The 26154-nt window shown below is 66.3% G+C and carries 35 protein-coding genes; 18 read left to right on the top strand and 17 right to left on the bottom strand.

Going from position 1 to position 26154, the window contains the following annotated elements:
- Positions 1-3 precede the first annotated feature (3 nt).
- Entirely contained in the window at positions 4-2481 is a 2478-nt protein-coding gene (locus EA472_RS13630; RefSeq protein WP_124192067.1) for a DUF7527 domain-containing protein, read from the top strand.
- 102 nt (positions 2482-2583) lie between these two features.
- Here the strand turns inward: EA472_RS13630 and EA472_RS13625 are convergent, their stop codons facing one another.
- Positions 2584-2889: a hypothetical protein gene (locus EA472_RS13625; RefSeq protein WP_124192066.1), complete on the bottom strand. Its 306-nt coding sequence runs from the start codon at positions 2887-2889 to the stop codon at positions 2584-2586.
- A gap of 245 nt (positions 2890-3134) precedes the next feature.
- On the opposite strand from EA472_RS13625, the gene EA472_RS13620 reads away from it, so the two are divergent.
- From EA472_RS13620 to EA472_RS13610, 3 genes are all read left to right on the top strand, one after another.
- Positions 3135-4493 (top strand): adenylosuccinate synthase, encoded by a 1359-nt coding sequence (locus EA472_RS13620; protein WP_124192065.1) that lies wholly within the window; start codon positions 3135-3137, stop codon positions 4491-4493.
- A 226-nt stretch (positions 4494-4719) separates the two neighbouring features.
- On the top strand, positions 4720-4920 hold the full coding sequence (locus EA472_RS13615) for a methytransferase partner Trm112 (protein WP_124192064.1): 201 nt from the start codon (positions 4720-4722) through the stop codon (positions 4918-4920).
- A gap of 15 nt (positions 4921-4935) precedes the next feature.
- Positions 4936-5547 (top strand): DUF7524 family protein, encoded by a 612-nt coding sequence (locus EA472_RS13610; RefSeq protein ID WP_124192063.1) that lies wholly within the window; start codon positions 4936-4938, stop codon positions 5545-5547.
- A gap of 56 nt (positions 5548-5603) precedes the next feature.
- On the opposite strand, the gene EA472_RS13605 is transcribed toward EA472_RS13610, so the two are convergent.
- The 3 genes from EA472_RS13605 to EA472_RS13595 form a co-directional block, all read right to left on the bottom strand.
- Positions 5604-6773, bottom strand: a complete 1170-nt coding sequence (locus EA472_RS13605; protein WP_394341347.1) for a DR2241 family protein — start codon at positions 6771-6773, stop codon at positions 5604-5606.
- 2 nt (positions 6774-6775) lie between these two features.
- Positions 6776-7681, bottom strand: a complete 906-nt coding sequence (locus EA472_RS13600) for a CbiX/SirB N-terminal domain-containing protein (protein WP_124192061.1) — start codon at positions 7679-7681, stop codon at positions 6776-6778.
- Between the two features lie 99 nt (positions 7682-7780).
- Positions 7781-8140, bottom strand: coding sequence for a BsuPI-related putative proteinase inhibitor (locus tag EA472_RS13595; RefSeq protein WP_124192060.1), 360 nt, complete (start codon positions 8138-8140; stop codon positions 7781-7783).
- Between the two features lie 90 nt (positions 8141-8230).
- Between EA472_RS13595 and EA472_RS13590 the strand changes: the two genes are divergently transcribed.
- Positions 8231-8983, top strand: a complete 753-nt coding sequence (locus EA472_RS13590; protein ID WP_124192059.1) for a DUF2797 domain-containing protein — start codon at positions 8231-8233, stop codon at positions 8981-8983.
- A 9-nt stretch (positions 8984-8992) separates the two neighbouring features.
- Here the strand turns inward: EA472_RS13590 and EA472_RS13585 are convergent, their stop codons facing one another.
- From EA472_RS13585 to EA472_RS13570, 4 genes are all read right to left on the bottom strand, one after another.
- Positions 8993-9343, bottom strand: a complete 351-nt coding sequence (locus EA472_RS13585; protein ID WP_124192058.1) for a hypothetical protein — start codon at positions 9341-9343, stop codon at positions 8993-8995.
- A 118-nt stretch (positions 9344-9461) separates the two neighbouring features.
- Positions 9462-10103 (bottom strand): cysteine hydrolase family protein, encoded by a 642-nt coding sequence (locus EA472_RS13580; protein ID WP_394341346.1) that lies wholly within the window; start codon positions 10101-10103, stop codon positions 9462-9464.
- Positions 10100-10897, bottom strand: a complete 798-nt coding sequence (locus tag EA472_RS13575) for a YqcI/YcgG family protein (protein WP_124192056.1) — start codon at positions 10895-10897, stop codon at positions 10100-10102. The genes EA472_RS13580 and EA472_RS13575 overlap by 4 nt, the downstream gene beginning before the upstream one ends.
- Positions 10898-11061: 164 nt before the next feature.
- Entirely contained in the window at positions 11062-11580 is a 519-nt protein-coding gene (locus EA472_RS13570; protein ID WP_124192055.1) for an MOSC domain-containing protein, read from the bottom strand.
- 83 nt (positions 11581-11663) lie between these two features.
- Here EA472_RS13570 and EA472_RS13565 point away from each other — a divergent pair, with 83 nt between their 5' ends.
- The 6 genes from EA472_RS13565 to EA472_RS13540 all read left to right on the top strand — a co-directional run bounded on the left by EA472_RS13565 (position 11664) and on the right by EA472_RS13540 (position 16600).
- Positions 11664-12053 (top strand): hypothetical protein, encoded by a 390-nt coding sequence (locus EA472_RS13565; RefSeq protein WP_207891162.1) that lies wholly within the window; start codon positions 11664-11666, stop codon positions 12051-12053.
- A gap of 97 nt (positions 12054-12150) precedes the next feature.
- Positions 12151-12972, top strand: coding sequence for a prephenate dehydrogenase/arogenate dehydrogenase family protein (locus EA472_RS13560; RefSeq protein WP_124192053.1), 822 nt, complete (start codon positions 12151-12153; stop codon positions 12970-12972).
- Positions 12969-14552 carry a small ribosomal subunit Rsm22 family protein gene (locus EA472_RS13555; protein ID WP_124192052.1) on the top strand — a complete coding sequence of 528 codons (1584 nt, stop codon included), beginning with the start codon at positions 12969-12971 and terminating at the stop codon, positions 14550-14552. The genes EA472_RS13560 and EA472_RS13555 overlap by 4 nt, the downstream gene beginning before the upstream one ends.
- Before the next feature lie 61 nt (positions 14553-14613).
- Complete coding sequence (gene surE / locus EA472_RS13550) at positions 14614-15417, top strand: 5'/3'-nucleotidase SurE (protein ID WP_124192051.1); 804 nt, start codon at positions 14614-14616, stop codon at positions 15415-15417.
- Between the two features lie 554 nt (positions 15418-15971).
- Positions 15972-16373 carry a helix-turn-helix transcriptional regulator gene (locus tag EA472_RS13545; RefSeq protein ID WP_124192050.1) on the top strand — a complete coding sequence of 134 codons (402 nt, stop codon included), beginning with the start codon at positions 15972-15974 and terminating at the stop codon, positions 16371-16373.
- A gap of 80 nt (positions 16374-16453) precedes the next feature.
- Positions 16454-16600, top strand: a complete 147-nt coding sequence (locus EA472_RS13540; protein WP_124192049.1) for a DUF1328 domain-containing protein — start codon at positions 16454-16456, stop codon at positions 16598-16600.
- Between the two features lie 79 nt (positions 16601-16679).
- On the opposite strand, the gene EA472_RS13535 is transcribed toward EA472_RS13540, so the two are convergent.
- Positions 16680-17069, bottom strand: a complete 390-nt coding sequence (locus EA472_RS13535) for a hypothetical protein (RefSeq protein ID WP_124192048.1) — start codon at positions 17067-17069, stop codon at positions 16680-16682.
- Positions 17070-17217: 148 nt separating this feature from the next.
- On the opposite strand from EA472_RS13535, the gene EA472_RS13530 reads away from it, so the two are divergent.
- The 5 genes from EA472_RS13530 (at position 17218) to EA472_RS13510 (ending at position 19592) form a co-directional block, all read left to right on the top strand.
- Positions 17218-17454 (top strand): hypothetical protein, encoded by a 237-nt coding sequence (locus tag EA472_RS13530; RefSeq protein WP_124192047.1) that lies wholly within the window; start codon positions 17218-17220, stop codon positions 17452-17454.
- 63 nt (positions 17455-17517) lie between these two features.
- Positions 17518-17928 (top strand): DUF7124 domain-containing protein, encoded by a 411-nt coding sequence (locus EA472_RS13525; protein ID WP_124192046.1) that lies wholly within the window; start codon positions 17518-17520, stop codon positions 17926-17928.
- A gap of 48 nt (positions 17929-17976) precedes the next feature.
- A complete protein-coding gene (locus EA472_RS13520; RefSeq protein WP_124192045.1) occupies positions 17977-18462 on the top strand; it encodes a hypothetical protein in 486 nt (161 codons plus the stop codon).
- Positions 18462-18986 (top strand): metal-dependent hydrolase, encoded by a 525-nt coding sequence (locus EA472_RS13515; protein ID WP_124192044.1) that lies wholly within the window; start codon positions 18462-18464, stop codon positions 18984-18986. Before EA472_RS13520 ends, EA472_RS13515 begins: the two co-directional genes overlap by 1 nt.
- A gap of 69 nt (positions 18987-19055) precedes the next feature.
- The gene (locus tag EA472_RS13510; RefSeq protein WP_124192043.1) at positions 19056-19592 is read left to right on the top strand and encodes a DUF5815 family protein; all 537 of its coding nucleotides are present in this window, start codon (positions 19056-19058) and stop codon (positions 19590-19592) included.
- 3 nt (positions 19593-19595) lie between these two features.
- Here the strand turns inward: EA472_RS13510 and EA472_RS13505 are convergent, their stop codons facing one another.
- The 7 genes from EA472_RS13505 to EA472_RS13475 form a co-directional block, all read right to left on the bottom strand.
- Entirely contained in the window at positions 19596-19850 is a 255-nt protein-coding gene (locus EA472_RS13505) for a DUF3194 domain-containing protein (protein ID WP_124192042.1), read from the bottom strand.
- Positions 19851-20243 carry a prefoldin subunit beta gene (locus EA472_RS13500; protein WP_124192041.1) on the bottom strand — a complete coding sequence of 131 codons (393 nt, stop codon included), beginning with the start codon at positions 20241-20243 and terminating at the stop codon, positions 19851-19853.
- 248 nt (positions 20244-20491) lie between these two features.
- Positions 20492-20752, bottom strand: a complete 261-nt coding sequence (locus tag EA472_RS13495; RefSeq protein ID WP_124192040.1) for a KEOPS complex subunit Pcc1 — start codon at positions 20750-20752, stop codon at positions 20492-20494.
- A gap of 5 nt (positions 20753-20757) precedes the next feature.
- A complete protein-coding gene (locus EA472_RS13490; RefSeq protein WP_006181151.1) occupies positions 20758-20892 on the bottom strand; it encodes a DNA-directed RNA polymerase subunit P in 135 nt (44 codons plus the stop codon).
- A gap of 20 nt (positions 20893-20912) precedes the next feature.
- Positions 20913-21176, bottom strand: a complete 264-nt coding sequence (locus tag EA472_RS13485) for a 50S ribosomal protein L37ae (protein WP_124192039.1) — start codon at positions 21174-21176, stop codon at positions 20913-20915.
- Between the two features lie 51 nt (positions 21177-21227).
- Complete coding sequence (locus tag EA472_RS13480; RefSeq protein WP_124192038.1) at positions 21228-21431, bottom strand: hypothetical protein; 204 nt, start codon at positions 21429-21431, stop codon at positions 21228-21230.
- A 130-nt stretch (positions 21432-21561) separates the two neighbouring features.
- Positions 21562-22326 carry a DUF2103 domain-containing protein gene (locus EA472_RS13475; protein WP_124192037.1) on the bottom strand — a complete coding sequence of 255 codons (765 nt, stop codon included), beginning with the start codon at positions 22324-22326 and terminating at the stop codon, positions 21562-21564.
- Positions 22327-22453: 127 nt separating this feature from the next.
- On the opposite strand from EA472_RS13475, the gene EA472_RS13470 reads away from it, so the two are divergent.
- Entirely contained in the window at positions 22454-22837 is a 384-nt protein-coding gene (locus tag EA472_RS13470) for an FxLYD domain-containing protein (protein ID WP_124192036.1), read from the top strand.
- Between the two features lie 112 nt (positions 22838-22949).
- Positions 22950-24470, top strand: coding sequence for a flippase (locus EA472_RS13465; RefSeq protein ID WP_124192035.1), 1521 nt, complete (start codon positions 22950-22952; stop codon positions 24468-24470).
- A 167-nt stretch (positions 24471-24637) separates the two neighbouring features.
- Here EA472_RS13465 and EA472_RS13460 read toward each other — a convergent pair whose 3' ends face one another.
- Complete coding sequence (locus EA472_RS13460; RefSeq protein WP_124192034.1) at positions 24638-26149, bottom strand: MATE family efflux transporter; 1512 nt, start codon at positions 26147-26149, stop codon at positions 24638-24640.
- Positions 26150-26154: the final 5 nt, after the last annotated feature.

Raw genomic sequence — 26154 nt, 5'->3', positions numbered from 1 at the left:
ACTATGCACTCGCGCACGAAAAAGCGCGTCGAGCAATGGGATTCTCGCCCGTTCAGTGGCGGATACGATGGCTTATCTGATCTCGCCGATCGTGGTTTTTCGGGCGCCGTCTCCGCAGCCGGTGCGTGGCTGTTCATGCTCAACGGACGCATCGTCGGCGTGTTCGACGGCGACCTCGAGAGCTTCGAGGCCGCCTCCGGAACCATCTACCAGGCACCGCATCCGTCCCTTCCACTGCTTTGCTGCATGGAAGAACGCGGGGGCGACTCCCGCGCCAGGTACTACACTAACGAGACGCCGCTCGAGGAGGTCGACGAGACGCTCCAGGACGGCTCGTTCACCGGCTACGTCGAGCTGAGCGAGAACGTCCTCAGCGGGGATTACTACGCCGTCTACTACGGCGGCCGACGGATGGCCGCGGCCTTCATCGGCAACGCAGAACGGCTGGTCACCGGCGACGAGGCGTTCGAACGCGCAAACGACGAGGTCGGCATCTACGAGGTGATCGACGTCGACGTCGACGTGACGGACGTGCCGGACGGATCGGATTCGCGTTCCGAATCCGGGACGGAACCCGGCGACGGTTCCGGGGCGTCGATTCCCGGGGCGGATTCGGAACTCGAGTCGCTCTCGGTCGAGACGGACGCCGACGTCGACGCCGATCCAACCTCGTCTCTCGACGACCTCGACGTCGCCGGCGTCGACGCAAGCGGTGCGCCGGACGACGAGCTCGACGGAATTACGACGGACGATCCGTCGATCGCAGCCGACCCCGACGCCCAACGCGGAATCACGGCCGACGAGACGACGACCGACGACGACTCGAAGGCGGATTCGGTCGACGACTCCGGGACGAACGGGGTGGACGTCTCCGACGAACGGGACGCGGTCGACGTTTCCGGCGAACCGGCCCACTCGACGGACGAGCCAGCCGCCACCGAGGTCGAGTACGACTCGGAGTCGGCGTCGGACGATCGGTCGGGACTCGATCCCGACGAAGTCGAGGCCGCGGCCGAGGAACTCGATCGAAGCGACATTTCCTGGACCGAAGACGAAGTGGGCGCCGAGACGGAGGCGGGCCAATCCGACGCCGAGCCGGAAACCGAACGCCGACCGCAACCCGGCGATCGCTCCCGGACGCCCCCCGACGAGAAACCGGGCTCGATCGATCGATCGCCGGCCGACGACGAACGCGAGCCGTCCGCAGAGGCGGACGACGACTCGCTCGAGGAGCGCTTCGAAGAGGAGGCGCAGTGGCGATCGACGCGAAGCATCCCGTCGATCGATCCCGACAACACCCAGACGAGTGATTCGACGGCCACCGTCGCCGGATCGGCCACGAAATCGCCGAGGGCCCGACAGCGCGACGACACCGATCGGCGCGCTGGGGAGTCGACCGCGGCGTCGGGACGGTCGGGCGGGGAGTCGCGTGCGAACGGACCGTCCCAATCGAGCGAATCGACGAGCTCCGGCCGCACGTTCTCCGGATCGGGCGGCGTCACCGCCTCGGAGAGTCGTGGCGAGTCGGACGAACGGATCGAACGGCTGCAGTCGCGAATCGAGGAACTCGAGAGCCGTCGCCGGGAACTCGAGACGAAAACCGAAGAACTGGCGACCGAGCGCGACCACCTCCGTTCCGAAAACGACGAGCTCTCGGCGACGGTCGAGCGGCTACAGTCGCGCATCGAGGAACTCGAAAACGAACTCGAGCGGACGCGGGCACGGGGAGATCGAACCGCCGGGTCGAACGCGTCCACGCAGTTACCGGCCGAGCAGGCGCTGTCGGGGACGAACCTGTTCGTTCGCTACGGTTCGAAGAGCCACGCGACGCTCGAGATGGCCCACGCCGGGGACACAGATCGCGCCGATCTCGCGTCGAACCTGCAGATCGAACACCACACCGAGTTCGACGCCGGCGACGTGGCGGTCGGCGGTCGATCGTACGCGGAGTTTCTCTCCTCGACGATGGAGTATCAGTTCGTCGACTGGCTCACGGAAGTGTTGCTGTTCGAGATCCGCGACACCGGTCACGCGGACGGACTGGGTGATCTTTACGACGCGTTGCCGCGCATCGACCGCGCCGAACTCCACGCGTCGATCTCGCTCGAGGACGACGACACGGAGAACGTTCCCGATCAACTCACGTTCGACGTCGTCGCCTACGACAAGATGGGGAATCCGCTGATCGTCGTGAATCTGAACGATTCGCGCGAGCCGGCGACGCGCGAGATGCTCGAGGAGATGGAGGCGGCCGCCTCCGCGGTCAAGGCGAACTATCCGGACCTCGCGGCCGCGATGGTCGTCACCTCGAGTTACTTCGATCCCGGCGCGCTGGAAGTGACCGAGCAGGCGACCAGCAGCGGCTTTCTCAGTCGAGGCTCGAAGCGAAGCTACGTCAACCTCTCTCGCAAACAGGGGTATCACCTCTGTCTCGTCGAATCCCGCTCCGAGGGCTTTCACATGAACGCCCCGGAGCTCTAAGTCGACGAAGAACCGCTTCTCGAGCGCTTCTCGACGCCGAACGACGCCAGAAACGGCCGGTCGTTCAGAAACGGTCGTGCGTCGGTCGAAGGTAAAACGAAATTAGCTTTCTATTTCGGCTACGTCTTCGATCTTCATCCCCTCGAGCTTGTCGATGATGTCGTCGATCTTCCCGTCGAGCTCGTCGACGAACTCCGCGGTTCGTTCGGTCTTGATCGCACCCTGGCTGGAGGGCTCGATGAGGTTCTCCTCTTCGAGGACGCGAAGCGAGTAGCGAACTTTGTGATGAGGGTATCCGGTTTCGTTCGACATTTTCACGATCCCGATCGGTTCGTTCTCGATAACCATCTTCAGGACCTGGAGATGTCGTTCCAGCATATCGACTTCCTTCTCAAGCCGGTCTATCATGGCATTTGTTAACTTGTCTTTGGGGACTTTAAAAGTTACTCTCCACGATTGAAAGGACTGCGCCTAACTTGGCTCTCGGTCTTGCCAGTAGTTAACGTTTCCGCTTGCGGCGGAACGGGTCGAATCACCCGACGAAACCGGTGCGACCGTTGTCGGTCGTGACTGCACGTACGTGCACAACCGTTCGTCGCCGACCCGGCCAGACCGTAATCGGTTTATCGGCCGGGCAAGAATCCGCCGCTGTTATGACCGTCACAATCGTCGGGTCGCAACTCGGCGACGAAGGCAAGGGTGGCGTCGTCGATCTCTACGGCGACGCCGCCGACGTCGTGGCTCGCTATCAGGGCGGCGACAACGCTGGACACACCGTCGTCCACGACGGGACCGAGTACAAACTGTCGCTCGTCCCGTCGGGAGCCGTCCGGGGCAAGATCGGCGTCCTCGGTAACGGCTGCGTCGTCAACCCCGAGACGCTGTTCGACGAGATCGACACGCTGCGACAGCGCGGGCTCGAGCCCGACGTCCGCGTCGCAGAACGCGCACACGTCATCCTGCCCTATCACCGGGCGCTCGACGGCATCGAAGAAGACGAGAAAGAAGACCTCGCCGCCGGCACGACCGGTCGCGGAATCGGCCCGACCTACGAGGACAAGGCGGGTCGACGCGGCGTCCGCGTCGGCGACCTGCTCGAGCCGGACGTGCTCCGCGAGCGACTCGAGTACGTCGTCCCCCAGAAGAGAGCGCTCGCCGAAGACGTCTTCGGTGTGAACGTCGCCGAGGCGTTCGACGTCGATCACCTCTACGAGACCTACCGGGAGTACGGCGAGCGACTCGCCGACGAGGGGATGACCGTCGATTGCGGCACCTTCCTGCAAGAGCGCATCGACGCCGGCGAGAACGTCATGCTCGAGGGCGCCCAGGGAACGTCGATCGATATCGATCACGGTATCTATCCGTACGTGACCTCCTCGAACCCGACCGCGGGCGGGGCGAGCGTCGGAACGGGTCTCGGTCCGACCGTCGTCGGGCGCGGTGAGGTCATCGGCATCGTCAAAGGGTACCTTTCGCGCGTGGGAACGGGGCCGCTCCCGACCGAACTCGGCGGCGTCGAGGGCCAGACCCCGGGCTACGATTCCGACGGCAGCGCCGACGAAGAGGAACTCGCGACGTACATCCGCGACGAGGGCGGCGAGTACGGCACCGTCACCGGCCGACCACGACGCGTCGGCTGGCTCGACATGCCGATGCTCCGTCACGCCGCCCGCGCGAACGGCTTCACCGGCCTCGCGATCAACCACGTCGACGTTCTCGCCGGTCTGGACGAGGTAAAAGTCGGTCACGCCTACGAGTACGACGGCGAGACTCGGCTGACGATGCCGGCGACCACCGAGAAGTGGGGCCGTTGTGAGGCGATCTACCGGACGTTCGACGGCTGGCCGGACGTCGACTGGGAAACCGTCGCCGCGGAAGGGTACGACGCCATCCCCGAAAACGCGCGCGCGTATCTCGAGTACGTCTCCACGGAACTCGATGCGCCGATTTACGCCGTCGGCGTCGGTCCCGGTCGCGGGGAAACCGTCGTCGTCGAGAACCCCTACGATTGACATCCTCCCCGCCCTGAACAGTAGACAACCTCACCACCAGCGTCGTGAATTAGGTTCGGTGTCTACTGTGAAGGGCGAGGTTTTGCGCTTGCTCATCACGCATCCCGCGTCGATTCAGCGGTGTCCTCGGACCGTCTCGGGTCCGGTCGCCGGGAGGTCGGCCGGAACGAATTCGATTTCGCGACGTTCCCGAAACCTTTTGCTGAATGCGATCACCGTACGTAGTATGAAGGAGTCGTTGCTGGAGATCCTCCGGTGTCCGCTGGACAAACACGAACTGGAACTCGAAGACGCCGAGTACGACGACGAGGGCGAAGAGGTCGTCTCCGGAACGCTCGTCTGCAGCGAGTGCGGCGAACGGTACCCGATCGAGGACGGGATCCCGAACCTGCTCCCACCGGACATGCGCGAGAAAGCGCCGGCCTGAACGCCCAGATCGACCGTGCGCCACGCAGAGATCACCGTCCACGTCAACCGCGGGAGCGCGAACACGCTCGAGGCCTCCGTCGAGTCGCTCGAGACGCATCGCGACGCGGCGGTCGTCCTGCGCGGTCACGAACGGCCCGCCCACGTTCACTGTCGACTCGACGGTGATCTCGACGGCGTCGCCAGGATCGACGGCCCAAACTACTACGTCGAACCCGACGAGGTGATCGGGGTTCCGATCGCCGTCGACGCCGACCGGATCGACGAACCGCAGACGGGCGAACTCGAGGTCGTCACGGGCTACGGGGCGGAGTCGATCGCGATCGACCTCACGATCACGCCCGGTCCCCCGAGCGTCGACGTCGACGAATCGCTCTCGAAACCGAACAGACCGCACGCGGCGTCCGACGGCGACGAACCGTCCCCGAAACCGCAATCGCCGCTCGTCGATCGACTGGGACCGCGACTCGACCTCGAGACGTCGACCGTCGCCGTCGTCGTCCTCGCCGCGCTGGCGCTGGCCATCGCGACGGCGACCGCGGCGACCGTCGGCGGACCGATCACGATGGTCGGTCTCGCCATCGTCGCCGGCGGACTCGTCGTCGCGCTGTGGCTCTTGCTCCAGTAATACCGACCCCGTTTTCCCGTCACCCGTCGGTTTCCCGGCTGCGCGCCGTCTCAGTCTTACTGCTCGCCGCGCGTTCGTGCCTCGAGCGAGCCGTCGTCGAACCGCTTCGCCCGGAGGTACCGTGCGCGGTAGCGGTTCGCGCCGTCGTAGACGTCCGCTTCCCGGATCTCGTCGGTGCGACCTTCCGCGACCGCGTCGATCAGCTCGGCCAACTGGTTGAACTCGCTCGTCGTCAGCTCGAGTTCGTACGTCCGTTCGTCCTCCGACTCGAGGATCGTCCACTTGCGGGCGGCCGCGATCACGAGCGAACACGGCTCGCGGCAAGGGAACTGCCCGTCGCCGCCGTCGATCGCGAGTTCGTCGTCGGCCTCGTACTCCCACTCGCGACGCCGGAGACACTGGGAGTCGACGCAGCAGGCTTCGGCCATCCAGTCGACGGCCTCCCGGGGGAGTTCGTCGATCACGTCGTAGATACCCGTCTGACGCTCGGCGGTCTCGAGCCAGTGGTCGACGTCGAGCGTTTCCAGCCGCTCGCGGTGCCAGTTCGCGACCGTCGCCGGGTAGAAGAACTCCACCGCCTCGACGAGCTCCTCGCCCGAGCAGCCGGTGAACGCCCACCCGGAGGGCAGCGTCGGCGCGGTGTTCAGCGGGCGGTACCGGCCGTCGTCGTCGTAGGTCGCGATCTCACGGGCCTCGCGGGGATCGTCGTAGACGTCGAGTTCCGCGAGGTCCGTCCCCGCGTCGTCCGCGTGCCAGAGGTCGTAGACCCGCTCACCGTCGGGCTCGTCCACGTCGACGAACCGGGTCGTGATGCGAAGTTGCCCCCACTCGCGGTCGACGCCGTCGCGAAGCGCTTCGTAGCGGTCCGGAACCGGCAGTGATCTCTCGTCTGCCTCCCTCGAGCCGTCGATCCCGTCGGCGTCCGCAATCTCGCCGTTCGCTTCGGCTTCGATCGGTGGTGCTCGTTCGCACCACCGGAGGAACGCCCGTCGGGCGGTTCCGTCTCCCTCGACGACCCGCTGCCAGTACCACCAGTTCGAGACGTACTCGGCGACCGTCGAGAGCGCGTCGTCGGCGGTCGCCTCGTCGAACTCGATCCGATCCGTCTCGGACGTTTCGAGGACGTACGCGCCGTCGGTTCGCTCGAGCCGGAAGCCGTCGAAACGGACGCCGCCGTCGCGTGCGGACTCGAGCAGGGGCTCGACCCGATTCGCGGGATCGGACACGGTCAGTCACCCGCGCCTGCGCCAGCGTTCGGGTCCGTTCCGTCGTCGCCGGCCGACTCCGCCGCTTCGCGGCCGGTTTCGATCGAGTCGCCGACGTCGGCTCCGGCGTCGGCCGCACGCTCGAGAATAACGTCGGCCATCAACTCCTCGGTGCCGACGGCGCCGGCGTACCAGAGCCGGACGCCGTCGACGATTGCCGGGATTTCCCAGCCTTCCCGGAAGTCGTCGGTGAGTCCCATATCTTCCGGAATGTCTTCCTGGGTGTGGTAGCCGTCGGCGACGAACAACGGCACGACGACGACGTCGTCGCTCTCGAAGTAGTCGGTGACGTCGTCGACTTCGGGCTCTTCGTCCATGAACAGCGCTTTCACCTCCTCGAAGCGGTCGCGTCCGCGGATCCGATCGGCGTGGTACTCGATCGCCTTCGCGGAGTTTTCGTTGCGCTCGGTGCCGTGGCCGACGACCGCGAGGCCGACGCCCTCCCCGACGTCGGGGTCGTCCGTCACGCTCTCGGCGCGACTGACGATCACGTCGGTCATCGCGTCGTGGGTGCCGACCGGCCCGCAGTAGTGAACCGTCTTCTCGACGTCGGTCGCTTCGAGCGTCGCCTGCGAGGCGTCCGTTCCGTCGGAGTCCCAGCGCTCGGGGTCCCACTCCTCGAGGCGGAGTTCGCGCGGGATCACCTGTTCGGTGAAGTAGCCCTCGCTGATGAACAGCGGAACGACGAACACCTCCTCGGACTCGAGGGTGCGGACGACCTCGCGAAAGTGCGGTTCCTCCTTCCAGAAGGCCTCCCGAACCTCGTCGAACGCGCCCGCCTCGCGGACGGCGTCCGCGTGGGCGTAGGTCGGATCCGAGGCGTCCGGATTCAGGTGCGATCCGTGTGCCGCGATGACCAGCGCTTGCATGACTCGTCGTTGGGATGGGGAGGGTATAGGGACTTCGCTGACGGGAAGCCCACCGCCGCCACCTTCGTTTGGGTGACCGAAGGGCCGCGAACGCCGACCTCAGCCGTCGGCCGGCACCGAAAGCTCCGTGCGCGCCTCGCAGGCCGTCTCCCGCGCGAGCAACTCGGCGACGACGGTGTACTCGCCCGGCTGCGGATCGTCCCAGCGTTCCTCGTAGGTCGTCTCCTCGTCGGGCGCGAGACGGTCGGAGCCGAGCACCTGCGCGAACGCGCGGCCGTCGGTGAACCGCCAGACCTCCCGACCCTCGTCCTGGACGACGAACTCGGCTCTGGCCGCGTCCGCGAACTGGAGGTCGACCGCCTCGGAGCCGACGTTTCTGACTCCGAACGCGAACTCGACCGATGGCTGACCGGTCGCGTCCTTCGAGACCGTCGTTTCGAGCGTCCCCTCGAGTGCCATACGTTCGGTATCGCCGGCGGCGCACATATGCCTTGGTTCACCTCCCGGCGAGACGAACAGTATATTGGCGGTCCCGCCCAACCTCGGGGCGTGCAACTGGTCGGCTACGAACCGAGCGGACGCGGACCCGCCCTCGTCGTGGGCGACGGCGGGACGATCGAGCGCCGGCCGCTCGAGGCCGGCGACCGGCTCGCGTACGTCCTCGGAACGCGTCGGTGTGCCGGCACCGTCGACGACGGCGAGCACGTCGCCTGCGATCGCCCCTCGGCACCCCACTGCGACTATCACGCGAGCACGTGGGTCTGTGCGCGCTGTACGGGCACCTGCCTGAAAGACGAGATGGACTGTTACGAAGAGCACGCGGTCTACCTCGCGGCGTTCGCCCCAGACACGTTCAAAGTCGGCGTCACTCGCTCCTGGCGTCTCGAGACCCGCCTGCGCGAGCAGGGTGCCGACCGGGCGGCTCACGTCCACACGGTCTCGAACGGTCGGATCGCCCGCGAGATCGAAGCCGAGATCGCCGAACGGCTCGTCGATCGCGTCAGGACCGACGCGAAGGTCGACTCGCTGGCGGCGACCGTCGACGACGACGCCTGGGAGGCGCTTCTCTCCGAGTTCGACGTGATCGATCGGTTCTCGTTCGACTACGGGCTCGACCTCGAGCGGCGGCCGGTCCGCGAGACCGTCGCGACGGGGACGGTCCTCGGCGTACGGGGGCGACTGCTCGTACTCGAGAACGCCGGAACGGCCTACGCGGTCGACATGCGCGACCTGGTCGGCTACGAACTCGAAGCGGGCGAGACGAGCCGTGATCTCCAGTCGTCGCTCGGTTCGTTCGGGTGACGCCGATCGTCAGGGGCCGATCCCTTCGACCGGTACCGTCGTCTCGCAGTTCGGACAACTCGCCTGTTCGTCCGAGCCGGTGTACGTCCATCGCTTGCCGCACTCGTGACACTCGAGTTCGACCCCGCTCGAGTCGTCGTCCGAGTCGGTGTACGTGCTTCGAAAGCGCGAGACGACGGCGTAGAGGTCGTCGATCTCGGTGTCCTCGATCGGAACGCCGCGATCCGATCCGTCGCCGTCGCTCGCGTCGTCCGCCGCGTCGTCGACGAGGAGCCGGAACTCGGCCTCCGTCGACCCCTCGACGATTCGATACCGCCCTTCGCGTACGATCGCCGTTCGGTCAGTGGAGTCGTCGTCCATACCGTCTCGTCCCACGCCGAGGGTGTTCCGTCTTGGGGGTCCTCGTCCACCGGTTCGCTCGCTTTCACCGGCCAACCGACCACCACTCCCGCTTTTTCCCGGTCTCGACGATCCGGACTCAGAACTCCTCGAGTACCGCGTCCGTCGTCGCGATCGACGCGAATTCGCCCTCGAGGTGAGCCAGCGCGGTCCGGTGGACGATCTCGGCGTCGAAACGCTCCCCGTCGAACGTTCGATCGAACGTCGCGCACGCGTCGGCGACGACGGTCACGTCGAACCCGCGGTTTTCGGCCATCCGAACGGTCGTCGAGACGCAGTGGTCCGTCGTCAGCCCCGCGACGACGAGCGCGTCGTGGCCGCGTTCGCGGAGCCACGCCTCGAGGTCCGTGTCGACGAACGCGCCGTTGACCGACTTGACGAACGTCGGTTCGTCCGCAAGCGGTGCCGTCTCGGGTTTGAACGCAAAGCCCGGCACGTCCCCGCGCAACGGCGACTCCGGCTCCGTCGAGTCGTGTCGGACGTGCGCGATCGGTCGCTCGCGTTCGCGCCAGCGCTCGAGGAGACGGCGCGCGTTCGCTTCGGCGTCGGGGTTGTTTCGGCTTCCCCACGACGGCTCGTCGAACCCCTGCTGGAAGTCGATCGAGAGGAAAGCGGCGTCCTCGAGGGGGGTCGTCGTCCCGCCATCGGAGCTCCCGTCGGAATCGTCGGTCCGGACTCCCCCGGAATCGCGGGGCGTCGCGGTTTCGTGATCGTCGGTCACGGTACCCTCGCGGCCGGCTTCGGGTGTTCGCGAGTGACGGTTATCGGACACTCCGACGGCGCTTGCTCGTCGTCGGACGAGAGCATGTACTGGGGCCACTCGCGGTCGCCTTCGACGCCCCAGTCGCCCAGGTCGGCGTGCGGGCAGACGCCGTCGTACTCCTCGAGTCGGTTCTGGATGACCTCGCGGGCGTGCTGACCCGTGTCGGTGTCCGCGGTGACGTTCAGCCGCTCGAACAGTGCGCGCGGCTGGAAGGTGATCTCGAGACCGATCGGGCAGTACCGGCTGCGTCGGTCGTCGTAAAACGGCGCGCGGCAGGTCGGGAACATGGGCTCGCCGCCGAGGCAGAACTCCCAGTACGGATCGTCGGGATCGGTCGGAATGTCCGACGGCCACGGTTCGGGATCGTGGAGGTGCAGCGTCTGGAGGACGTGCCACAGCGCGTCGTGATATTCGCGTTCGGGAAGCGACCGCTCGGGCGGTTTGAAGAAGGTGACGAGCGACGCGCGCTCTGCGTGGTCTTCGTACACCTCGAGGTACTCGAGGATACGATCGCGGAGCGTCAACAGCGCGTTTGCGTCGCTCATCGACGGCACCGCCGTGTACAGCGGCTCGCCCTTGCCGACGGACTCCGCGCCGAAAAAGCAGGGAAACGGCGATCCGTTTCGCTCACCGAGGAGCCCCTCCTGGAACGAACGCCAGTGGGCCGCGACCCACTCGGGCGTATCGCCGGCTCGCACTCGCTCGTCGAGCGTTTCCTGATCCATCAGCGACTGGATCCCCGGTTCGTTCATCGGTTGTGCGTTCGAGGTCGTCGACTTGAGCCTTGGGGTTCGGTTCTCGAACGAGACGATCGATCGTCTCGTTCGGCTCGATTCGTCCGGATCGCCGTCCCGATCTTCCGGCGCAATCGCGAACGGTTCGCGGTTACACCGGAAACGAGGGACAGCGGACCGTATCAGTCCGTCGGTTCGTCGACGGCGGTCGTCCGCGTCGACGGCTGCGTTCCCGTGTTCCCGTCGATCGACACGATCGGATCGTCCGGCTCGATCGTTCCTCCCTCGAGGATGCGCGCTCTGAGTCCGCCCCGACGAACCAGCGCCTCTCGGAGGTCGTCGATCTCGAGGTGACGTTCGAGGTACGCACAGGGCGCACAACGTTCGATTCCCACACAGCGCGCGTCGCCGACGCGAAACCGTCGTCCGATCAGCGACTCGAGCGAGACGTCCGCGGTCTCGACGTTCCGTCGGTGGGCGCCCGGCTCGAGGGAGATCCCGTGTTCGCGTTCGACCGCCGTGAGCGCCTCGCGTTCGATGAGGGTGAGGTCGCATCCCTCGCGCTCGCCGAACGTTCCGTCGGTGTCGAAGTAGCGGTCGTCCTCGAGCCCGCGGTCGGCGACGGCGGTGGCGCGTTCGACGCGTTCGGTCGGCTCTCCCCGGTCGGCGGCAACGTAGATCGCGCGGACGCGCCCTGCCATATCCGGACGTGGGGATCGAAGCGAAATACGTCGTTCGTCTTCGCCCCGCGGTCGCCCCCTCGAGCACCGCGCGAGTCACGGACATGGCAACTCTTTTCCGCGCAGGTGGAGAATCCGAGAGTATGTCGGACGAAAACGAAACGAACGGCGAGGCCGACGAGGGCGAGGAGAAATCGTTCCGCGAGCGAGTCGAAGAGATCCGCGAGAAACGCGCCGAGGAGGGCGAAGGTGGCGAGCCGCCGGAGAGTCCGTTCGGTGGCGGCGGCCCCGGCGGAATGGGCGGCGGCGGCAATCCGTTCGCACAGATGATGGGCGGCATGATGGGCGGCGGTCCCGGCGGCCCGGGCGGCCCGGGCGGACGCGGCGAGGAGAGCAACGAGGAACTCGTCCGGGAGGTGCGACAGCTTCGCGACGAGATGCGCGATCAGACTCGCGCGCTCAAGCGGATCGCCGACGCGCTCGAGGACGACTGATCTCACGCGATTCTTTTTTCGACGTCGGACGATCGATCCGCGACGGTCGAACGGTCGATCGAACCGCTTTTGCGACGCCGGCGGATACCTGAAGGCGATGGACGTACTGATCGTCGGCGCCGGATCGATGGGATCGTGGTTCGCCAGCGCCGTCGACGCCGACGTGACGTTCGCGGACGTCGACCCGGACGCGGCAGCCGCCGCGGCCGAGGCGGTCGGCGGCGAAGTCGGCGACCTCGAGGGGGACGACCGGTACGACGCCGTCTGCGTCGCGGTGCCGATGACTCACGTCGGGGACGCGGTCGCGAGCCACGCCGGTCGGGCCGACCGGGCGATCGTCGACGTCTCGGGCGTGATGGGAGAGCCACTCGAGGCGATGAAAGCGCACGCGACGGGGCTCGAACGCGTCAGCCTCCACCCGCTGTTTGCCCCCGAGCGCGCGCCGGGTTCGATCGCCGTCGCCCGGGACCGATCCGGTCCGGTCACCGATCGGCTGCTCGCGGACCTCGACTCGCGGGGGAACGATCTCGTCGAGACGACGGCGAGCGAACACGACGAGGCGATGGAGACCGTTCAGGCGGCGACCCACGCCGCGGTGCTCTCGTTCGCGCTCGTGGCGGAATCCGTCCCTCAGGGATTCGAGACGCCGATCTACGAGCAGTTGCGGACGCTGGCCGAACAGCTGACCGAGGGGACCCCCCGGGTGTACGCCGACATCCAGGGGACGTTCGACGGGGCCGACGCGGTCGCTCGAGCGGCCACCGAGGTCGCCGCCGCCGATTCCGACGAACTCGAGGAACTGTACCGCCGGGCGGCAAAGCGGTGGCAATCGGAGCCGATCGGCGCGGATCGGCAGGGAGGGCTGGACGGGACCGACGCGGCGAACGATTCGGACGCCGACGCGGGTGAGCGCCGATGAGCGACCCGCGCGAGGGGGTTCGATCGAACGCGAAGTACCTGCGAAACGTTCGGCCGATCGATCCCGAAGAGATCTGCACGTACGTGGAGGGCGACCCCCACCCCGCCGTCGTTCGCCAGTTGCTGCGCGAGGAGGCCGTCGATCTCGAGTTGATCGAGCGCGACGACGGAACGTTCGTTCCAGTCGACGAAAACCCGGTTCCGGCCCGCAGCCGTCCGGTCGAACGCGTTCCGCGGGCGTACGAACGGCGCCTCGAGGAGCTGCTGGTCGATCGCTACGGCGTCGACTGGCACGAGGGCGCGACCGGCGACCTCCTGCGGTCGACCGTCCGCCGGTTCAAAGCCAGCTACCTCGACCGCCGCCCGGTCGAGTACGACGAGGACGTCGCGGCCGGGTACGCGGTGTACCACTTTCCGGGCTACTACGCGGCGATCCAGTACGTCCTCGACGACCTCGCTCATCAGGGGTTGCTCGATCGGAGCCTGCGCGTCCTCGACGTCGGAGCCGGCGTCGGCGGACCCGCGATCGGCCTCTGTGAGTACCTCCCGGACGACGCGTTACTGGAGTACCACGCGATCGAACCCAGCGCGGCGGCGGACGTCCTCGAGGAGCTGCTCGCGGAAACCGGGCGAAACGTCCACACGACGGTCCACCGGACGACCGCCGAGGCGTTCGACCCCGCGGCGCTCGGAGGCGGCGACTTCGATCCCGCGGCTCCCGGCGACGGGTTCGACCTCGTGCTCGCCTGTAACGTGTTGAGCGAACTCGACGATCCCGTCGCCGTTTCCCGCTCGATGCTCGAGACGCTCGCCCCCGACGGAACGATGCTCGCGATGGCCCCGGCCGACAAACACACGAGCGTCCAGCTGCGGGAGGTCGAACGCGAACTCGAGGACGAACGAATTTTCGACGCCGACGCGATCGGGCGGTCCGACGCGAACGCTGCGACCGGCGACGGCGAGGCCGACGACGGCGGTGCGGAAACCGGATCCGCCGGCGACCGGTGTGGCAGAGTAACCGTCTACGGGCCCGCGGTTCGGCTCTGGCCCAACGACCGGCCGACCGATCGATGCTGGTCGTTCGACGTCAGACCCGACCTCGCGGTGCCGACGGTCCAGCAGCGCCTCGAGGAGGCGACGCCGGACGACGACGCCGATCACGCGCCCGGCGAGTTCGTCAACGTCGACGTCCAGTTTTCCTACTCGTTGCTTCGCCTCGACGGCGCGCGCCGGATCGACCTCTCGCTCGAGACGAGCGACTGGGCGAAGATGGCCGAGATGGACCGTCACGTGACGAACCGGATCGATCTCGTCGCGGCGAAGCTCAGTCGATCGCTGAGCGGTGACGCGACCGATCGACGCGACGCCGGCGCGAACCCGCTGTTCAAGGTGAGCGACGGAAGCGAGGACGTCGCACACTACGCCGTCCTCACGAACGAGACCGCGCTCAATCGGTCGCTGCTCGAGGCCGACTACGGCGAGGTGTGTTCGTTCGAACGGGCGCTCGCGCTCTGGAACGACGACGAGGGGGCGTACAATCTGGTCGTCGACGAGGAGACGGTCGTCGACCGAATCGCCTGAACCCGACCACCGCGCGACCCGAAGCGGAGGGCTTTTCGCGGCCGACTCCGAGTCGATTCGTATGGGCGACCCCCTCGAGATCCTGGTGACGAACGACGACGGGATCGACAGCACCGGCATCCGCGTGCTCTCGGAGGCGCTGTCCGAACGCGCGAACGTGACGGTGGTGGCTCCGGCGACCGACCAGAGCGCCTGCGGCCGGTCGATCTCCCACGAGGTCGACGTCGTCGAACACGATCTCGGCTACGCGGTCGAGGGGACGCCGGCGGACTGCGTCGTCGCCGGATTGGCGGAGCTGGGCCCCGATCCGGACCTCGTCGTCGCCGGCTGTAACGAGGGGGCGAATCTCGGCGAGTACGTCTTGGGTCGGTCCGGAACGATAAGCGCCGCCGTCGAGGCCGCGTTCTTCGACGTTCCCGCGATCGCGACGTCGATGTACGTTCCGATCGAGACGTCGCTTTCGGAGGCCGACCTCGGGATCGACGACTACGCAGAGGCGACGCGCGTGACCACGTTTCTCGTCGAGCACGCCCTCGACCGGGGCGTCTTCGAGCACGCGGACTACCTCAACGTCAACGTTCCGCCGGCGGGCGACGAGCCCGCACCGATCGAGGTCACGTCGCCCTCGAAGCGCTACGAGATGGGCGCACAACGAAACGGCGACTCGATCCACCTCACCGATCGGGTTTGGGAAACGATGGATCCCGAGGAGATTCCGGATCCGGCCGGAACCGACCGACGTGCCATCGCCGAGGGGAGAATCAGCATCTCGCCGCTGTCGGCACCGCACTCGACGAACCACCACGAAATTCTCGAAGAGCTAACCAGCGCGTACGCGGACATCGTCGGCGCTCGAGACGGATGACGACTCGAGCCGGACGCTGCGTCGACGTCGTCGATCGCGTCGTCCCCTCGGAGCCGCGCAGTGGGGTGTTTCCGGCGGACGGGCTCGGCCAGGGCGGCTACTCGTCAGCGGCGATGGCTCCCGCGACCCGGAGTGATTTGTACCCGACCGTTGAACGGATCGCTATGGTGACGGTCGAAACGAATCGCCACGTCTCGGACGGCCGCTCGGCGGGTACGGCCCGCGCTGGCGGCGTCCGAAACGGTCGCTCGACCGCCGAGGAACGGCGGCCTTTGGCTGGACTCTGCACGCGTCGGCAGTTCGACGCCGTCGCTCGAGCCGACGGCAAGACGGCCGACGAGACCGGAGTACCTGTGACCGCCGGATACAGTTCGCGGAGACTGATCGTGTTTATTATACATAACTACCTTGCGACCTGCAAGGCGGTCGCCCTTCCACGCCGGACCCGTCATCGACGTCGTGAACCGGTTAGCGGCGGCAAAAATATAACCGATCGTACAGAAGGTGCAACTAACGACGTTCCAGTCGTCAGTAATCCGGTAACGTGATCAACAATGGTATTCAGTACGCTCTGGGCTCGTCTGTTGTCTCTCTGGCCACGCGCATCGTCCGAGGAGAGTTCGTCCAGCGAGTCCGAGACGGTATCGACGATCGAATCGAGCGACGACCAACGCGGCGACGAAACGCTGAGCTACGCCGAAGAGATCGAGTACGGCGTCGACGAACAGGAGCTACCGGACGAAGACAAGATACTCCGATTGCTGGTCAAACGCGGCGGACGCGTCGACGAATCGACCGTGCGCGACGAGACCGGCTGGTCAAGTGACCGACTCGAGTCGGTAATCGACCGAATGGAAGACGACGATCAGATCAGCGCGATCACCGTCGGTCGAAAACGCGTCATCTGCCGACGGGGATTCGAGCCGAAGGGGTATCGATCGCACCTGAACGAGTAGCTATCGCGGAGGAGTGACTGTTCGAACGGCTGGCAAATGACTGCCGAACCCACTTCCTACGCGCGGGCTTCGGTCAGTGTATGCTCGAACTTGCACTGTTGTTCCTCGTGATCGCGATCGTCGCGGGCGCCCTCGGTGCGACAGGCGTCGCCGGACTCACGATGTCGATCGCCAAGTGGCTCGTGTTACTGTTCCTCGCGCTCGCGGTCATCTCGCTGTTGCTCTGACCGCGTCTCACACCCACGCGAACGAGTGGCTCCGAGTTCGCACCTCGAGTCCGGTGACGCCCTCACGCTCGACGAGACGTTACTCCACTCGCGTGCTCTCGAACCGCTCGGACCCCGCGAGAAGGTGATCCGGTACGTCGTCGGCGTGCGAACAGAGCGCGTCGAAAACCGTCGCAACTTCGCCAAAGCGCATTCCACGCTGAGCACAGAACGGATCCGTAGTCCAGTCGACGAATCCGAACTCGGACAGCACCGGGAGGTGTCGGTGCATCAGTTGTAGCCGAAGCTCGTCGCGGTCGACGGATTCGATCGATGACGTCGCGGCGTCCGGAAGCAGAACGCGTCGACCGGCCGGCGCGTTCGACAGCGTTGCGATCAGCTGCCGTCGCGGTTCGGCCGAGAGCGCCTCGAAGATCTCGTCCCACCGCTCGCCGGCTCGTTTCGTATCGCGGACCCGTTCGATAGTCATATCTGCATAAGAGCTCGCCACACCAATAGTAATTATGATTTGCAATAATTGGGATAGTTTCGGTCTGGCAGCGTCACGTCGATTAATTCGCCACCGTGAATAGGGCACGAAACAGTTAAGTATCCTATGGCACATGGTATCATCACACATGTCCTTTACCGATCGCTCTTCCCCCGGGTCGCTCGCCCGATCGACGTCGCTTCACCGGGCCGATTCGATCGAGAACGGAGACCGGATCAGACACGTCGATCAGCTCGAGGGCGAGACGTTGCAGCTGTTTCTCGAGTTACTCGACGGCGGCCGATCGACGGTTCCCGCGACGTGCGGGCTCGAACGCGGTGACGTCATCGTTTTCACCGACTACTACCGGATCGCAGGCGGCTGATCGCGGAGCGCGTCGATCGGACGTATCGAAGCCGTTTTCCCCGGTGCGGACGTCCGATCCGGTATGAACGGCGAAAGCGACATGACCCTGGCGTTCGAACTCGAGGCGCTGAAGGAACTCGCCTCGCCCGAGACCGTCTTCGAGGACGCCAGAGGGTGGACGGAGTACATCGGGGTCGTCTCCGAGAAGCCGACGTACGTGGTGACGAACTTCACGCGGAAGAATCGAATCCGACAGGACTTCTTCTCCGGTCCTCGCGGCAAAGCCGAGAGTCTCGAGGGCGTCAAAGAGCAGTTCGACACGGAGCGCTACGTCTACATCGGCGTCGACGAAGAAGACGAGTCGCTCGCGGACGAGGTCGGCTGGGAGTATCTCGGCGTCGAGGACGCCGCCGAGGCCGCCGACTGGGTGCTGGCGACCAGCGTGGAAGCCGACGAAGAGGAGGGCGAACCGGTTCGAGACGACTGGCCGTAACGATCGATTTCTCAACGATTATTACGGTCGGAGCCCCCGCTCTTTCGTATGAACGATCGGTATCGGCTGCTCGGACTCTGTCTTTTCCTTCTGGCGACCGTCGGCCTCTGCGTCGGCTACGCGAGCGCGGACCTGTGGTCGACGCCGTCCTCCGCGGACGTCGCTGGCGATCCTGCGGGCCACGACGGCGAGCGCGCGTTCGTCTTCGGCGAAGTGGAATCGATCGACGCCGACGAGGGAACCGTCGCCGTCCGGGTCGATTCGGCCACCATCGCCGTTACCGACGTCGATCGGGCCGTCCTGTCGCAGCTCGAACCGGGCGGGAGCCTGCAGGTGGTCGGCACCGTCCAGGACGGCGGAGTCACGCTCGCAGCGACGAACACCGTCGTCGATTACCGCGGCCCAGGGGACCGGCTGTTCGTCTACGGAACGTCGATTCTCGGCGGACTGCTCGCGGCTGGTGCGTTCTTGCGTCACTGGCGAATAAACGCGCGCCGCCTACGATTCGAGCCGCGAGACCGGGGTGAGCGGTGATGGCGGAGTGGCTCACCCACGTCCTGATCGCCTACGGATTGTTCACCGTCTGTGGCTGGTACGTCGACTGGCTCGACGAGCGCTGGGTCGCGGTCGGCGTGGTCGGCTCGATCCTCCCCGATCTGAACCGTCTCGACCTCGTGATCTCCGACGACCTGGTGACGGCGCTCCTCGGCGTCCCGTTCTCCTGGGACGGCCTGCACACGATCGGCGGCGTGACGCTGCTGTCGGCCATCGGCGCGCTGCTGTTCGCGACCGCCCGACAGCGACGTCGCGCGTTCGTCGTCCTGTTCGTCGGCGGCCTCTCGCATCTCGTCGTCGACCTCCCGCAGGCCTACGCCGACGGCGCGATGCTCACGAACCTGTATCTCTTCCCGCTGACGACCTGGCGGCCGCCGACGCCGGGGTGGTACGTGTCCGCCGACCGGTGGGTGGCGCTCGTCGCGCTCGCGTTCGCGCTCGCGGTCTTCCTCGCGGATCGATACCGGACCAGGGCGAACCGCGTCGCCCGACCTGCGTCGTGACGTGGAGTTCGAGCGTGTCGCGGCGTCCGAGTCGTCGCCCTTATGCCCTCGCCGGGCGTACGACGAACAATGGTAGAACCCCGCGTCCCGGGTTCCGGCGGCGACCGTCGTCTCGAGTTGCCCTGCGGCGAGGCGATCGATCCACGCGACGTCGACCTCGGCATGCGCGAGTACACCTGTTCGTGTGGTGCCCGCCACGCCGTCGTCACCGACGTTCACCCGCCGTCGCGGTTTTTTCCCGAATCGCTCGTCGCGGTCCTCCAGGAGTCGATCGAGCCGGCCGACGAGTTCGACCGGTTCGGCACGCCCCACCTCATGGGCGTCGTCCTCGAGGAGTTCCCCGAGAAGGTGGTCGTCCACGACGCGAGCGACGACGGCGCGGTCGGCTACGCCATGCTGTGGGTCACCGACGTCGACGCCCGCCGGCTCCACGAGATCGTCGTCGAACTCGTCGTCGAACTGATGGAACACGCGATCAGCCACGCCGACGACGACGCCGCGATCGCACAGTTCGAATCGCAGATGCTCGAGTTCGACGTGAGCGAGTTCGTCGATCAGTACAGAAACCAGCGGGAGTTCGAGAACGAACACGACCGCGCGCTGTGACGGTCAGACGTCGAATAGTTCGTCGACCGCCTCGCGGGCCGCGAGGGCCGCCTCGTCGGCGACCGCATCGGGGTCGGGTTCGACCGCTTCGTCGGGAACGTTGAGGTAGACGTCGACCTCGAGGACGCCGTCTTCGAAGCTGACGGTGACGTCACAGTCGCGGACGTCCGACTGCTTGTATCGCGAGAAGATCAGTCCCTCCGCGGCGTCCGAGGCGGTCTGGACGACCGTCTCGTCGGACGGATCGGCCTGCGTCATCTACGCGCCGCCAGCGCCCGGACCGCCGGGACCCGCCGGGCCGCCACCCATGCCGCCGAGCAGGCTCTCGAGGTCCTCCTGGAGGTCCTCGAACTGCTGTTGAACGCGGTCTTCTTGCTTCTCGAGTGTCTCGAGGCGAATCTCGAGAGTGTTCACTTTGTCCTCGAGTTCCGACTCGGCCTCGTCGTACTCCGTCTCGACGAGGAGTTCGCCGACCTGGCGGTACATCGCGGTGTCGTCGTCGATGTTCTCGAGTTCCTCGAGGGCGTTTTCCGCTTCGGTGAGGGTCGATTCGGCCTCCTGTTTCTGGACGGCGACCGTCTGTGCGGTCTCCTGAAGGTCCTGAAGCTGTTCGATTTTCTCCTGTGCTTCCGGCGGCAGATTTCCTTGCATGATTCGACCGTCGCCCTCCGGACTTAAAAAGCCAAGCTTTCGATCGAACGATAGACCGCCGGACCGGTCCCGGTTCGTGCGGCCGCTCGCCGTCGGTCCGCCGTCCGTTAGTTCCGGTGAGACCGCGGCCTCTTGTCCGTTAGTTCCGGTGAGACCGCGGCCTCTTGTCCGTTAGTTTCGGTGGGACCGCGAGCGGCCCGTGGTTATCCCGTACGCGGTGACGCCGGACCGTCGCAGTCCGCGGTGGCTCACTCGAGTGCGGCCGCGCCAACGTCGGCCGTCCGTTCCGCGACGTCGACCAGCGACAACCAGGTGTTGGCCGCCGCCCGGAGCGCGACGAGGTCGTTCGCGTCGATTTCGAGACGGACGAGCGTCCCGTCGCGGTCGATGATCGTCCGGGAACGGTCGTCGTCGATCTCGCCAATCTCGCGGGCGATGCTCTCGGCGACGATACGTGCGGTCGACGGGCGGTCGTACTCGAACTCGAGCGAGACGCCGTGGGTCGTCACGTGCGTTACTGGACGTCGACTTCCTTGACGTCGCGGCTGCGCTCTTTCAAAAGGACGCGGTGGCCGCAGTACGGACAGCGGACGCCGCCGTACTCGTCGAGCTGGACGTCGCGTTTACAGCGGGAGCACTTGTAGCTCATGCGTGAACGAGTTGGTGTTGTTATTCGTCGTCCTCGGCCAGCGCGGCGCGGATCGAGCGCTGGACGGTTCGGCCGGCTGGCGTCTCCGGGCGGTATGCGCCGCCGGTGAACACTTCGCCGGTCTCTTCGTTCTTCCAGATGCCGGTACCGACGCGGGTGACGTCGTCGCCGTCGACCGTCGCGTTCTGTCTGTCCGCTTCGATCTCGCTGACGCGTCGTCGTGCGACCCGACCGTAGCGTGCGCCGAAGCGTCCCGCGCTACCGACGTTTCCTTTATCGGCCATCGTAGCGCTACCTAACCCCAGCGGATTCTTAAAGCTGTTGAGTCACGGCGCTTACTCGGCCGAGCGCTCGGCAACCGGCCCGGCGAACAGTTCCCCAACGACGAGCGAGAGCGCGGCGACGTAGCCGATCGGCGCAAGCGGAACGGAAAGCAAGCCGGTGGCGACGCCGGTCACTCCGATCAGCGTTCGCAGGGCGAGCCCGCTCATCGCGAGCAGCGGTATCGCGGCCAGCACGGCGTCCGCTCGCTCGAACATGGCTAATTACATCTAATTACTCGGTCCGGATAAGGGGCCGACAACCAGCAGGTGCTGACACTTCCATCGATCCGTGACGGTCGCCGTCGGCTCGAGCGCCGACCCTACCGGGATGGTGCGTCGAGGCCCGTCACTGAAACTCCGCGTCGGCGAGGACGTCGTTCAGATCCGCTCGAATGCGCTCGCCCATCTCCCGGTCGCGTGCGGTCGTCACGACGCGGTTCTCCTGGACGCTCGAGCCGTCTCGGATCAGCATTCGGACGTTGCCGCCGTCGTCGGCGCGGGTGACTTTCGCTCGGAGCCCGGACTGCGAGCCGCTGCCGCCGGCGTCGATCGGGCCGGGGATGACCTTCTTGACGTGGGGGTGGTCGGCGACCGCGTGGATCGCCCGCATACCGGTTCGACCGCCGATGAGCGTCGTGTGACTGCCGCCGATCTTCTCGGCGGGCGGGGTTTCGACCACGTCCAGCGCGCGGGTCCCCCGCCGCTCGAGCGCGGCCGCGACCGGGTCGGCGTCGTCGACGCGGTAGACGGGATAGTGGACGTCCTCGCGCACGGCCCGAACGACCGCCCGCTCGCCGCCGGCGTACACCTCATCCGGCCGTTTTCGGCGGATCTCGTCGCCGATTCGTCCCGCGAAGTTCCGAAGTTCGACGATTTCGTTCTCGCCCGACTCCGGCGTCGTCGTGATCGTCGTCTCCCCGAGTACCGGTCGCTCGTCGTCCCGGCGGCCGCGTCCGCGTCCGTCCTCGTCGTCGGGTTCGCCGGCCAGGATCGTCAGCGTCGCCCGCTCGCGCGTCGTCTCGAGCACGATCGCCTCCGCGTTCGCCTCCCGGCAGACGAGACAGAAGTCGCCGGGTTTCTCGAGCGGCGAAGCGCAGTGGCGACACTCCATACCGGCCGTTACCGACGAAGCTGTAAAACGGACGCGTTTTCGGCGTGCGGTTCCGGCGTCCCGTCGCCGCTCCAGAACCCGTCCTTTCCCAGAACCCTCAAGGCTCGTCCCCTCGAATACCCGGCAGATGCATCGTCGCGCGTTCCTCTCGCTCGCGATTTTGTTCCCGGGCTGTCTCGACTACGTCGAGGAAAACGGCGAGGAGATCACCGAACCCGGCGACGTCGAGATCGTCTGGGACGACCTCGGCCGGGACGACCCGGGGACCGAAGACGAACGCGTCTACGTCTGGGGCGTCGTCCGAAACGTCGGTGACAGGACGCTGAACTACATCGAGATCCGGGCGACGTTCTTCGACGCCGAGGGCGAACCGCTCGAGAGCGTCATCGAGAACGTCGACGAGGACGTCACTTCCGGTCAGGAGTGGCCCTTCGAGATCGAGTTTCCGCACTTCGGCGAGCGCGCATCGGCGGTCGACGCGTACGAACTCGAGCCGGCGACGGGTGTTTGATGGCCGCGACTGCGGGCCGTAGGACGGCTCGTCGCGCGGGTTCGACGCCGGTCTGCCGGCGCTCGGATGAACGGACGGTGCAATCGATCCTGGGCACGACACGTAGGGGGCTATGACCGATAAGGACGAGGGCATCTCGACGCTCGCGAAGCAAGGCAGTATCACGTTCGTCGGGAACGTCGTCAACGGCGTCTTCGGCTTCGCGATCGTCATGCTGATGACGCGATTCGTCAGCCCCTCGGTTTACGGCCTGTTCGTCCTCGCGACCTCGGTCATCCTGTTCATGCAGGTGTTCGCGAACCTGGGGCTGCCGCTCGCGATCGACTACTTCGTCCCTCAGTACCTCGACGAGGGCGAACGCGGGAAAGCAAAGGGCGTGATCGTCCAGGTGACCGCGACCGTCCTCGTGACGTCCTCGCTCGTCGCGTTCGCACTCGCGATCAGCTCCGAGTTCGTCGGCGACTTCTTTCAGGAGCCGGCGATGCGGATCGCGCTCCTCTTTCTCTCGGTGACGATCCCCATGCTTGCGATTTACAACGTGTTGCTCACCTCCTACTACAGCATCAAGAAGCTGCAGTACCGGGTCATCATGCGGGATCTGGTCCGACCGATCGTCCGGTTCGTCGTCACCGCCGTCCTGTTGTTGATCGGGTACGGACTGCTCGGGCTCATCATCGGCTACGTCGTTGGCCTGTTCGTCGCCATCACGATCGGCGCGGCCGTCTTCACGTACAAAGCCTGGGATCTGCTCTCGACCGAACTCGAGCTCGTCGCGCCGGCACCGCTCGTGACCTACTCGGTGCCGCTGGCGATGACCAGCGTCGTCTTCGTCCTGATGGGACACGTCGACTACTTCGTGCTCGGTTTCTTCCTCGAGTCCGACGACGTCGGCATCTACCGGGTCGGCTACATGCTCGGCTCCGGACTGATGATCATCTTCAACTCGCTGTCGCCGGTGTTCAAACCGCTGATCGCCGAGACCAGAGACGACGTCGAACTGGTCCAACAGCGGTTTCGGATTATGGCTCGCTGGATCGCCGCGATCACGCTCCCCATCGCCATCGTTCTCTCACTCGGCGCGAGTTCGTATCTGGCGGTGTTGTACACGCCGCAGTACGCGGAGGCGAACGCCGTCGTCGCGTTGCTGGCCGGCGCGTTCCTGTTCAACGTCACGTTCGGCGGTCCCGACGGCTCGCTGTTGCAGGGACTCGGCTACTCCCGGATCGTCTTCGCGAACACGCTCGCGCTGTTCGGAGTGAACTTCGTCGTCTCCCTGGTGTTGGTTCCGATGATCGGTATCGAAGGGGCCGCCATCGGCTCCGCGACGGCGCTCTTTCTGGTCGGCGGGCTGACGCTAGCCGAAATCTACTACCTCGATCGCATTCACCCGTTCACCCGCGATTTCGCGAAGATCGTCGTCGCCGGCGTCCCCGCGATCGCCACCGGCGCGCCGATCGTCTACTTCCTCGAGTCCGATCTGCTCGTCGTCGTCGCGCTTCCCGTCGCCGTGGTCGGAACGTACCTGCTCACGCTCGTTGCGACGGACGCGTTTACCGACGCCGACGCGCAGATGGCCGCCGAGTTCAGCCCGACGCTGCAGAAGTGGCTCCCCGTCGGACCGTTCGATCGGTGAGCTCGGACGATCCGCAGTCCGTCGTTTCCGGAGCGACAGCGAGCCGTCCGTCGGTCGCTCCGGTGCGTCGGTGCGGCAACCGTCTCATACGGTTTACTGTAAGTCAGTACCGGCGCACCCGCAGCCCGGGTCGCAGGTGCGCCGGTAAATCGTTACAGCAATCCGTATCAGTCGTCGACCGACTCCGAATCGCCGTCGGCCGGTCTCGAGCGCTCGTCAGTCGCCCCGTCGCCCCCGTCCGGAGCGTTCGCGCCCTCGTCGATGACGTCGGATCGCCACGTCCCGAGTCGGAACCAGGCGACTGCGACGACGAACGAGGCGACCATGCCGAACGAGTACGCCCACCAGATTCCCTCGATTCCCCAGTCGAGCGCGGCGATCGTGAGCCCGAGACCGGGAACGGTGATCGTCCAGGCGAACGCCAGCACGAGCGCGACGGGAATCCGGAAGATCCACCGCGAGAGAAACGAGAGCACCATCGCCTCCCGGGTGTTGCCGGCTCCGCGGAAGGCTCCCTGGATCACCATGACGCCGGCGAACAGCGCCCAGAAGGGTGCCATGATCCGGAGGAACACGACGCCCTCCGCGATCACGTCCGGATCGGCAACGAAGATCCGCATGGCCTGGGCCGGAAACGCGAGCAGGACGGCGGCGACGGCGAAGATGAACAGCATCGTCGCGGCGGTCGCCGTCCGCGCGACGGTCGCGGCTCGATCCGGCGTCTTCGCGCCCAGGTTCTGGCCGACGCCGGTCGCGGTCGCGTCGCCGACGGCCCCCGAGACCGCCCAGGTGACGGACATCAGCCGGACGCCGATTCCGTACGCGGCCGTGGGTGCCGCGCCGAATCGGGCGACGAAGCCCGCCATCGCGACCGAGGCGAAACTGCGCGCCCAGCCGTCGATGGTCGCCGGATAGCCGATGTCGATCAGACGCCGCTGGACGGCGAGATCCGGTGTGAGATCGACCACTCGAAGCCGGACGCCGAATCGACCGTCGAGCAGGATGATCACGCCGGCGACGGCTGCGATCGCTCGCGCGATGAGCGTCGCCACCGCCGCCCCACGTGTCCCCATCTCCGGGAACGGCCCCCAGCCGAGGATGAAAAACGGATCGAGCACGACGTTGATCCCCGCCGAGATCAGCACGAGCCACATCGCCGTCTTCGTGTCCCCGGCCCCCTGTAGCGAGGACCGAAAGGCGAAAAAGAGAAACGTCAGCGGCAACGCGAGAAAGATCACCTCGATGTACGCGAGCGCCTCGACGAACACCTGCTCGCGCGCGCCGATCAGCCACAGCAGCGGCCGCCGGAAGTAGAGGCCGACTGCGGCGAGTACGCTCGAGACGGCGAGCGCGAGCAGGATCGTCTGGGCGACGACGCGGTCGGCCATCCTGTCGTCGCCGGCACCGACGTACTGGGAGACGAGCGCGATGGTCGCGGCCGTCAGTCCCATCGCCGTCGAGACGAACAGCCACGAGAGCGGGAACATGAGCGAGACGGCGGCGACGGCCTCGCTACTGACGCGGCCGACCCAGAACATATCCGCGAGGTTGTAAAACGTCTGGAGGAGGTTGCCGAGCACGAGCGGCCACGCCAGTTGCAACAGCTTCGGGGGGATCGCCCCCGTCGTCACGTCGACGCGCTTTCGCTCCGGCTTCGGTCCCCGTTCGGTTTCCGCCACTGTTG

This window comes from Natrarchaeobius oligotrophus (genome assembly GCF_003841465.1).
GTDB lineage: Archaea > Halobacteriota > Halobacteria > Halobacteriales > Natrialbaceae > Natrarchaeobius > Natrarchaeobius oligotrophus.
The sequence above is the reverse complement of the archived record's forward strand: the minus strand, read 5'-3'. Positions and strand labels throughout refer to the sequence as shown.